We start from the raw sequence: 9,500 nt of genomic DNA on the forward strand, positions 1-9,500 counted from the left end.
CGGGCGCGGTCAGTGGCAGACGGCGAGCGCGTCGAGGGCCACCGCGCCCTGTCCGCGCGGCAGGACCACCAGCGGATTGATGTCCAACTCGGCCAGTTCACCGCCCATTTCGAGGGCCATCCGCTGCACCCGCAGTACGACCTCGACGAGCGCGTCGGTGTCCGCGGGCGGTGCGCCGCGCACGCCGTCCAGCAGGGCGCGGCCGCGCAGTTCGCCGAGCATCGCGCGGGCCTGGTCCTCCCCGAAGGGCGGCACGCCCACCGCGACGTCCCGCAGCACCTCCACGAGCACTCCGCCCAGGCCGACGGTCACGGTCGGCCCGAAGAGGCTGTCGTGGGTGACGCCGACGACCATCTCGACACCGCGCTCGATCATCTGGCAGACCAGCACACCGTCCAGCGGGAGGTCCTCGTAGCGGGCGATGTCGATCAGCTCGCGGTAGGCGTCGCGGACCTGGCTGGCCGAGGTCAGCGCGACCTTGACCAGGCCGAGTTCGGTCTTGTGCGCCAGCTGCGGCCCGGAGGCCTTCATCACGACGGGGTAGCCGACCAGGCTCGCCGCCCGTACGGCCGCCGCCGCGCTGGTCACCAGCTGCTCGCGCGGGACCCGGATGCCGTAGGCGCGCAGCAGCTGCTTCGCCGCGTGTTCGCTGAGCTGCTGGCCCGGGCGCATCAGTGCCTGCGCCTTGCGCGCCGAGGGGGACACCGCGCGCGGCGCGTCGTCGAAGGGGGAGCGGTAGGCGGCGGCGAAGCGGTGGTGGTCGAGGTAGGCGCGGACGGCCGTGATGCAGTTGGCGAAGGTGCGGAAGGTCGCCACCCGCGAGGAGCCGAGCAGGGTGCCGCGGTAGGCGTCCTCCGTTCCCACCGGCGAGCCCCAGACCACACACACCAGCTTGTCCGTCCGCTCCGCGGCGTCCACGAGGTCCTGGGCGAGCTTGTCGCTCATCGGCGGGAAGGGGCCGGTGATCGGGCAGATCAGTACGCCGACGGACGGGTCGGCCAGGATCGCGTCGATGATCTTGCGGCCGCGCCAGTCGCCCACGGGGTGCCCGCCGTTGTCGATCGGGTTGGCGACGTTGAGGTAGTCCGGTATCCACTGGTGCAGCTCGGCCTGCTTGGCGGCGTCCAGGGTGGGCAGCCGCAGCCCCGCCGCGGTCGCCAGGTCGGAGAAGTGGGCGCCGGTGCCGCCGGAGATCGAATAGACGGCGATGCCCTCGGCGGCCGGCTTCCTGGCGCGGGCCAGCAGCGCCGCGGTGTCCTGCAGCTCGTCGAGCCCGTCGACCCGGATCACGCCGAACTGCCGCATCGCGGCGTCCACGACCTCGTCCGCGCCGGTGAGCTTGCCGGTGTGCGAGGCGGCCGTCCGGGCGCCGGTCTCGGTGCGGCCGACCTTGACGGCGACGACCGGGACCTTGTTGCGGGCCGCGCGGTCGGCGGCGAGCAGGAAGCTGCGCCCGTCCTTGAGGCCTTCGACGTATGCGGCGATGGCACCGACCTCGGGACGGGTGGCGAAGTAGGAGAGGAAGTCGGCGGTCTCCAGATCGGCCTCGTTGCCGGTGGGGGCCCAGTGGGAGAGGCGGATGCCCAGTTCCTGGAGCGTGAAGACGGGCCGGCCCTGGTGGCCCGACTGGGTGATCAGGGCGATGGCCGGGCCGTCGAGGTCGGCGCGGAACTCCTCGAAGGCGTTGAGGTTGGTGTTCGGGCCGAGCAGCCGCAGCCCGGAGCGTGCGACGGCCTCGGCGAGCCGGGCCTGGGCGACCGCGCCCCGCTCGCCGGTCTCGGCGAAGCCGGAGGCGAAGGCCACCGCGAACTTCACCTTGGCCTCGGCGAGTTGCTCGATGAGCGGCAGCGGATCGCCGACCAGCAGTACGGCGAGGTCGACGGGCTCCGGCAGCGCGGCGACGGAGGCGCAGCAGGGCCGCCCGAAGACCTGCGTCCGTCCCGGATTGACGGGGTGGAGCCGGGCGCCGACCCGCTCCGCCCAGGCGATCAGCTGGCGGGTGATGCCGGTGTTGGGGCGGCCTTCGGTGTCCGAGGCGCCGATCACGGCCACCGACTCGGGCCGGAAGAACCGGTCCAGGTCGGGCACCGGAGCGTGCAGTGGACGGCCGCTGACGTCCCGGTCGACCGCGGCCCCGGTGTCCGGCCCGTCGCCGCCGCGATGCGGCGCGCTCATACCGTGGACGGTGTGTGGTGGTTGCTCCCCACAGGCCACGACGCGGGCCGGCCGGGAGTGCGTGGTGAGGCTGCCGTGAGTCGATCCAAGCATCGCAGACGCCCGCTCCTGTGTGACGGCTCTCAGTTACCTGGCTGTATCGGCTGCATTACCTGACACTTAGTCAGGTTACTGAACTGACGCTACGTCAGGAATGGGGATGCGCAGGAAAGCTCGGCCGGCCGCGGCGCCGGGCCGGATCGAGTGGGGCCTCTTGCGCAGGCGCGGCCCATGAGCTGAACTGACGTACCGTCAGAATCGGTTGAGGGGTGTGCGGGATGCAGACGATCTGGCTCGGCGGGGCGGAGTGGCTGGCCGTGCTCCGCATCGGCCTCGGCCTGTGGTGGCTGGAGAGCTGGCGGCACAAGGACAAGAAGGGCTGGTTCGAGCGCGGTACGGGCATCGCCTGGGCGGCCGAGGTGGCCGGCAAGCACCGCTGGGGTGCGGTGCGCACCGGCTTCGACAAGGTCGTACGGCCCCGGCCCAAGGCGATGGCGTACGTCGTGGTCTACGCCGAGCTGGCGCTGGGACTCGGCCTCGTCCTCGGCTTCCTCACCCCGGTCGCGCTGGTGGGCGGCCTGCTGCTCAACCTGCTCTACCTGGTGCTGATGATCCATGACTGGGCCGAGCAGGGGCAGAACGCGATGATGGCCCTGATCTCCCTCGTCGCCCTGTTCGGCATGGGCTGGCAGACCTGGTCGCTCGATGCCGCCGTGGGGGTGTTCTCGTGACGGCCGGTGCCGGGGGGAGCGCGGCGGGGGCGGGTGCGCGCGGTGCCGGGCGGGAGATGGCGCACGGTGCGGCGAGGTTCGATCTGCCGGAGGTGGACGCCTTCACCCGGCCCTACTGGGACGCGGCGGCCGAGGGCCGGCTGCTGCTGCGGCGCTGCCGGGCCGAGGGGTGCGGTGCCGCCCACCACTACCCGCGCGAGTTCTGTCCGTACTGCTGGAGCGAGGAGGTCGGCTGGGAGCCGGCCGGTGGGCGCGCCACGCTCTACACCTGGTCCGTCGTGCACCGCAACGACCTCCCGCCGTTCGGCGACCGGGTGCCGTACGTCGCGGCCGTGGTCGACCTCGCCGAGGGGCCGCGGATGATGACCGAGATCGTCGACTGCCGGGAGACGGAGCTGCGGATCGGGATGCCGCTCCTGGTGCGGTTCCGCCGTGCGGGGGCGGCCGCCGCAGGCGGTGCCGGTGCGGCCGGCGGCCTCGCCGTGCCCGTCTTCCGGCCCGCCTGACCCCGGCCGGGCCCGCAGCGGGGCCCGGAGCGGGGCCCGGAGTCGGGGTCGGGATGAATACGGTGGCGGCCCGGCCGGGGGCCGCGTCATGCTGGAGCCGTGCTGATCCGTGAGGCGACCGCGGCCGACTGGCCCGCCATCTGGCCCTTCTTCCACACCATCGTGGCGGCCGGCGAGACCTACACCTACCCGCGCGACCTCGACGAGGTGGCGGGCCGGGAGATGTGGCTGCTGCGGCCGCCCGGCCGCACGGTCGTCGCCGTCGACGACTCCGGGACGGTCCTGGGCACGGCCAAGATGAACCCCAACCACATGGGCGGCTCCGCGCATATCGCCGGCGCCAGCTTCATGGTCGACCCGCGGTACGGCGGACGCGGCGTGGGGCGGGCGCTGGGGGAGCACGTACTGGCCTGGGCCCGGGCCGAGGGCTATCGGGCGATGCAGTTCAACGCCGTCGTGGAGACCAACACCGGCGCCGTCGCCCTCTGGAGGTCCCTGGGCTTCACGGTCATGACCACCCTCCCCGAGGGCTTTTGGCACCCCACCAAGGGCTATGTGGGGCTGCACATCATGTACCGGCGACTGTGAGTGTGGCGGTGACACCGGGACGGCGCCTGCCAGGAACGAGCCACCCGCCCCGGGATCACGGTGCCGACGGACCCCGAGCCTCGCGGGCCGCGGACGTGAGGGACATGTCCGAGTAGCGGTCGCCCGCCACCTGCCCGGCGATCGGCTCCAGCAGCGCCAGCTCGTCGGCGGTCAGCAGGATCCGGGTGGCCGCGGCGTTCTCAAGGAGGCGGCTGCGCCTGCGCGTTCCGGGGATCGGCACCACGGTCAGGCCGTGCGCCTGCGCCCGCTGCTGCACCCAGGCCAGGGCGATCTGCGCGGTGGTGGCGCCGTGTTCGGCTGCGATCTTGTGCAGGGGCGCCAGGAGAGCGGTGTTCGCCCGGGCGTTGTCGCCGCTGTAGCGGGGCAGCGACTGCCGGAAGTCGCCGCCGGAGAGGTCCTTGCCCGCGTCGCTGAAGGCGCCGGTCAGAAAGCCCCGGCCGAGCGGCGAGTACGGCACGAAGGCGACACCGAGGGCGGCGGCCGCCCCCACCGCGCTGTGCTCGACGTCCCGGCTGAAGACCGACCACTCCGACTGCACGGCGGTGATCGGGTGCACGGCGTGCGCCTCGCGCAGCTCGGCACCGGTGACCTCGCTGAGGCCCAGGTGCTTGACCTTGCCCTCCCGCACCAGCTCCGCCATCGCGCCGACGGACTCGGCGAGCGGGACGGCGGGGTCGCGGCGGTGCATGTAGTAGAGGTCGACGACCTCGACGTCCAGGCGGCGCAGGCTCGCCTCGACGGCCCGCTTGATGTAGGCGGGATCGTTGCGCAGGGCACGGTAGGCCGGGTCGTCGGCCCGGTACTCGATGCCGAACTTGGTGGCCAGAGTGATCTCGTCGCGGTGCGCGGCGACGAACGGCGCGAGGAACTCCTCGTTGGCGCCGACACCGTACATGTCGGCGGTGTCGATGAGGGTGACGCCCGCCTCGACGGTGGCCTCCAGGGTGTCGCGGGCCGCCGCGTCGTCGGTCCGCCCGTATGCGGCGCTGATGCCCATCGCGCCGAAGCCCTGGACGCCGACGAGGGGGCCGTCACCGCCCAGCTCGACCTTGCTGATCCGTTCGATGGCGTTGTCCATGACGGCGCTCAGGCCCCTTCCGGCGCCCGGCGGGCACCCGCATAAAAGTTGATCTTGGCGTTGAGCACGGTGAGGGTGTCCTGCAGTTCCGAGATGCGCGCGACGACCTCGTCCCGGGCGTGCTCCAGCACCGACTGCCGTTCGCCGTAAGTGTCCTCGCCCTCGCGGACCAGCTCCGCGAAGCGGACCATGTCCGCGACCGGCATTCCGGTCAGCCGCAGCTTGCCGACGAAGGCGAGCCAGTCCAGGTCCCTGTTGTGGAAGCGGCGTTGACCGGTGTGCGACCGCTCCACGTGCGGCATCAGGCCGATCTCCTCGTACCAGCGCAGGGTGGGCGCGCTGAGCCCGGTGTGCGCCGCGACCTCGCGGATCGTGTAGTGGTCCTGGCCGTCGGGGCGCGGATGGTCCTGTCCCGCGGACACACAGACGTCCACGGGCGGGGACTTCACGGACGTGCTGTCGATCACCGTCATGCCGGTCACGCTAGGACCTTCAAGTGCACTTGAAGCAAGTGCCTCCGTGCGGCCTCTCGGGAGCCGGCCACCCGCTACGTGCCCGGCGTTCTGCCGCGCCCGCGGCCCGACGCCTCACGGCCAGAGCAGCTCCCGGGTCCAACTGCCGTCTGTGTAGCGGTAGTTGAGGCGCAGGTGTCGGCGCAGTGCGTCGCCCTGGAAGAACTCGACCTCCTCGGGGTGCAGCACGTACAGCGTCCAGCTGGGCACCGCCGCGTCCGGTTCCCGCTGTGCGCGCTCCCAGGCGGCCTTCGAGGCGCGGGTCAGCTCCTCGACCGAGTCCAGTACCTCGCTCTGCCGGCCGACCAGCGCCGCGGCCAGCGCGCCCGTCGAGCGGCGGTGCAGATCGGCCGCGCTCTCCTCGGGGCCCGCCGCGGTCACCGTCCCGCCGACCCGCACCTGGCGGCCGACCGCCGGCCAGTAGAAGCCGAGCGCCGCCCGCGGCCGGGCCGCCAGTTCGCGGCCCTTGCGGCTGCCGCGGTGCGAGGCGAAGTGCCAGCCGCGCTCATCGGCGTCGTGCAGCATCAGGGTCCGTACGGAGGGGTCGCCGGCCGCGTCCGCGGTGGCGAGGGTCATCGTGTGCGGCTCCGGCTGGCCCGCTTCGGCGGCCTCCCGCAGCCACTGGCGGAACAGCGGCAGCGGCTCGGCCGGTGCCCCCGCCGGGTCGAACGCGGGCAGTTCGCAGTCCCAGACCCGCAGTCCGCGCAGCAGCTCGCGGAACGCGCGGGCGGCGGCGTCCGCCTCGCCGGTGGGGGCCGCGGGGCCGGCGGGGCCGGCGTCCGGTGTGTCCTGGTGCGCGGGGTGATCGCTCATGTCAGGCAGCGTACGTGCGGTCCGCGGCGGCCGGCACGGGAGCGGCCGCCGCCCGTGCGGGAACCCGCTCCCGGCCGGGCAGCGGATAGTCCTTGAGCGTGATCGCACGGGCGCCCCGCTGCACGTCCTCCGCGACCTTCTTCGCCACGAAGTTCTTCCACGGCATGTACGGCAGGATCCGCAGCATCAGATGCCGGAGGCGGATCTGCCCCCGGGTGTCCGCCGTCATCTCCTTCGCGAACTTCCGCGCCAGGGCGTGATTGACCGCGACATAGCCGCGCATCTCCGACTCGTAGCGCGCGAAGGCCGCCTCCGGCTCCCCTCCGGCCGCCAGCTCCCCGGCCAGGACGTACGCGCCGACCAGTGCCATCCCCGTGCCCTGCCCGGACGCCGGCGAGGCGCAGTGCGCGGCATCGCCGAGCAGCACCACCCGCCCGCGCGACCAGCGGTCCATCTCGATCAGATGCAGCCCGTCGAAGTAGAGGTCGTCCGCCTCGCGGGCCGCTTCGAGGAGCCGCGGGACCTGCCAGCCGACGCCTTCGAACGCGCCCTGGAGCAGGGCCAGTTGGGACGCGCGGTCGCGGTGGTCGTAGGTCAGGCGGGGCGAGCGGAAGACCAGCAGCCCGGTGGCCCGCGGATCACCGGCGGAGCTGTAGGCGCAGATCAGCTTGCCGGGTACGGCGTGGTACAACTCCTCGCGGTCCAGGCCGAGTTCGTTCGGCATGGCGAAGGCCGAGATGTACGCGCCGAGGTGCCGTACGAACTGCTCCTCCGGGCCGAAGGCCAGGCGCCGGACGGTCGAGTGCAGGCCGTCGGCGCCGACGACGAGGTCGAAGCGGCGCTGGGCGCCGTGCTCGAAGGTGACGTCGACGCCTGCCGGAGCGGGGGCCGTGTGGCCGCCCGGGAACGGTGCGCCGGAGGTGCTCGCGGCCGCCGGTGTGACCGGGGTGATCGAGGTGATCGAGTCGCCGAAGAGGTACTCGACGTCGCGGCGGGTGCGCTCGTAGAGGATGCGGGCCAGGTCGCCGCGCATGATCTCGTCGTCGCGATCGACCCGCGCGCCGAAGATGTCGGCCGGGAGGGTGGCGATCCGCTTGCCGTCGTCGTCCACGTACGCGCCGGTCTGCATGTCCGTACTGGCGCGCCGGATGTCCTCCAGGATCCCCATCCGCTCGACGACCTCGATCGCGGCGCCCCGGATGTCGACCTTGTAGCCGCCGGTCCGCAGTGCGGGGGCGCGCTCGACGACGGTCACCGCGAAGCCGTGGCGGTGCAGCCAGTAGGCCAGCGCCGGGCCGGCGATGCTCGCGCCGGAGATCAGCACGGTGCGGGGTGCGGTGCGGGGGCCGGTGCTGGTGCGGGCGTGCGGGGCGGTTCCGGGCATGGCGGGGTTCCCTTCGGGCGTGGGGTGGTGGTGCACATGAGTGGGCTGCGTCGCGCGTCGCGGCGCTCGGTCGTGGTGCGCTCGCCGACCGGCGCCTCGACTATACGAGCGTCTTAAACGCTTGTCTATGACGCTTGTATAGACGGGCCCGGAAAATTGTTCGCCCTGTGCCGCCGCCCCTCGCTAGGCTCGCCGCATGCACCACTTCCACCAGATCTACGGCTAACACGGCCGAGGGCGGTCGTCCGCCCCGCCCGCACACCCAGGCGTGCCCGGTGCGCCGCCGACCTCCGGTCGGTGCTGCGCGCCGCCGCCCGGGTCGTCGGGCATGCCGTGTTCCCCTCCGTGACTTCTGTGATGAAGGAAGTGCTCTGCCATGTCCCGTACCGCCCATATCGCCATGCTCGGCTCGCCCATGGCCAGCCATGTGCTGCCCAGCCTGGAGATCATCAAAGAGCTGGTGGCCCGCGGCCATCGCGTCACGTACGCCAACAGCGACCACGCGGCCGCACTGATCGCCCCCACCGGCGCCGAGTTCGTGCGCTGCACCACCACCCTGCCGGTCGTCGAGAACGACTGGCCCCAGGACCCCGTCGCCGCGAGCTCGCTCTTCCTCGACGAGGCCGTCGAGATGCTGCCGCAGCTGCGGGCCGTCTACGACGAGGACCCCGCCGACCTCTACCTCCACGACGTCTGCTCGTTCGCCGCCCGCGCCCTGGCCGAGTCGCAGGGCCGCGACCTCGTCCAGCTCTCCCCGACGTTCGTGACGTGGGAGGGCGCCCAGGAGGAGATCGCCGCCGCCTACGCCGCACTGCCGGGGGCGCAGGCCTACCAGGACCGGTTCGGCGCCTGGCTCGCCCGGAGCGGCGCGGTGACCACGGACGTGGCGGAGTTCTCCGGCCGGCCGCGCCGGGCGCTGGCATTGATCCCGCGGGCCATGCAGCCGCACGCGGACCGGGTCGACGCCGACGCCGTGAGCTTCGTCGGGCCGTGCCTGGGCAGCCGTGCGGAGCAGGGCGGCTGGGTCCGGCCGGCCGGCGCGCGGAAGGTGCTGCTGGTCTCCCTCGGCTCGGCGTACACGCGGCAGCCGGAGTTCTACCGGCAGTGCGTGGCGGCCTTCGGGGACCTGCCGGGCTGGCACGTGGTGTTGCAGATCGGCAAGTACGTCGACCCGGCGGAGCTGGGGACGGCGCTCCCGGCGAACATCGAAGTGCGGTCGTGGGTACCGCAGTTGGCCGTCCTGGAGCAGGCGGACGCGTTTGTGACGCATGCGGGGATGGGCGGCAGCGGTGAGGGGCTGTACACCGGGGTGCCGATGATCGCGGTGCCGCAGGGCGCCGAGCAGTTCGTCAACGCCGACCGGCTGGTCGAGCTGGGTGTCGCCCGCCGTATCGACACCGCTGACGCCACGGCGGAGGCGTTGCGTACGGCCCTGGTGGAGCTCACGGCCGATCCGCGGGTCGCCGCGCGTTCGGCCGAGCTGCGGGCCGAGGTCCGCGCGCAGGGCGGCGCGCGTCGGGCCGCGGACCTGATCGAGGAGCGGTTGGGCTGACGGCACAGGGGGGGGGGGGGGGGGGGGGGGGGGGGGGGGGGGGGGGGGGGGGGGGGGGGGGGGGGGGGGGGGGGGGGGGGGGGGGGGGGGGGGGGGGGGGG

The 9,500-nt window shown here is 73.2% G+C and carries 9 protein-coding genes; 4 read left to right on the forward strand and 5 right to left on the reverse strand.

Features of this window, described 5'->3' with window-relative positions:
* Nucleotides 1-9: 9 nt before the first annotated feature.
* Complete coding sequence (locus AC0680_RS14305; protein ID WP_478628046.1) at nucleotides 10-2,268, reverse strand: acetate--CoA ligase family protein; 2,259 nt, start codon at nucleotides 2,266-2,268, stop codon at nucleotides 10-12.
* 224 nt (nucleotides 2,269-2,492) lie between these two features.
* Between AC0680_RS14305 and AC0680_RS14310 the strand changes: the two genes are divergently transcribed.
* From AC0680_RS14310 to AC0680_RS14320, 3 genes are all read left to right on the forward strand, one after another.
* A complete protein-coding gene (locus AC0680_RS14310; RefSeq protein ID WP_478628048.1) occupies nucleotides 2,493-2,945 on the forward strand; it encodes a DoxX family membrane protein in 453 nt (150 codons plus the stop codon).
* Nucleotides 2,946-3,001: 56 nt separating this feature from the next.
* Nucleotides 3,002-3,451 (forward strand): Zn-ribbon domain-containing OB-fold protein, encoded by a 450-nt coding sequence (locus tag AC0680_RS14315; RefSeq protein WP_478628076.1) that lies wholly within the window; start codon nucleotides 3,002-3,004, stop codon nucleotides 3,449-3,451.
* A gap of 99 nt (nucleotides 3,452-3,550) precedes the next feature.
* Nucleotides 3,551-4,039, forward strand: a complete 489-nt coding sequence (locus AC0680_RS14320) for an N-acetyltransferase family protein (protein WP_478628051.1) — start codon at nucleotides 3,551-3,553, stop codon at nucleotides 4,037-4,039.
* Nucleotides 4,040-4,094: 55 nt separating this feature from the next.
* Here AC0680_RS14320 and AC0680_RS14325 read toward each other — a convergent pair whose 3' ends face one another.
* The 4 genes from AC0680_RS14325 to AC0680_RS14340 form a co-directional block, all read right to left on the reverse strand.
* Nucleotides 4,095-5,138 (reverse strand): aldo/keto reductase, encoded by a 1,044-nt coding sequence (locus tag AC0680_RS14325; protein ID WP_478628053.1) that lies wholly within the window; start codon nucleotides 5,136-5,138, stop codon nucleotides 4,095-4,097.
* Between the two features lie 8 nt (nucleotides 5,139-5,146).
* Nucleotides 5,147-5,611 carry a MerR family transcriptional regulator gene (locus AC0680_RS14330; RefSeq protein ID WP_478628054.1) on the reverse strand — a complete coding sequence of 155 codons (465 nt, stop codon included), beginning with the start codon at nucleotides 5,609-5,611 and terminating at the stop codon, nucleotides 5,147-5,149.
* A gap of 114 nt (nucleotides 5,612-5,725) precedes the next feature.
* Entirely contained in the window at nucleotides 5,726-6,463 is a 738-nt protein-coding gene (locus AC0680_RS14335) for a pyridoxine/pyridoxamine 5'-phosphate oxidase (RefSeq protein WP_478628056.1), read from the reverse strand.
* A gap of 1 nt (nucleotide 6,464) precedes the next feature.
* The gene (locus AC0680_RS14340) at nucleotides 6,465-7,847 is read right to left on the reverse strand and encodes an FAD-dependent monooxygenase (protein ID WP_478628057.1); all 1,383 of its coding nucleotides are present in this window, start codon (nucleotides 7,845-7,847) and stop codon (nucleotides 6,465-6,467) included.
* Between the two features lie 376 nt (nucleotides 7,848-8,223).
* Here AC0680_RS14340 and AC0680_RS14345 point away from each other — a divergent pair, with 376 nt between their 5' ends.
* Complete coding sequence (locus AC0680_RS14345) at nucleotides 8,224-9,399, forward strand: macrolide family glycosyltransferase (protein ID WP_478628059.1); 1,176 nt, start codon at nucleotides 8,224-8,226, stop codon at nucleotides 9,397-9,399.
* Nucleotides 9,400-9,500 lie beyond the last annotated feature (101 nt).

The organism is Streptomyces sp. NPDC043738, from assembly GCF_056436545.1.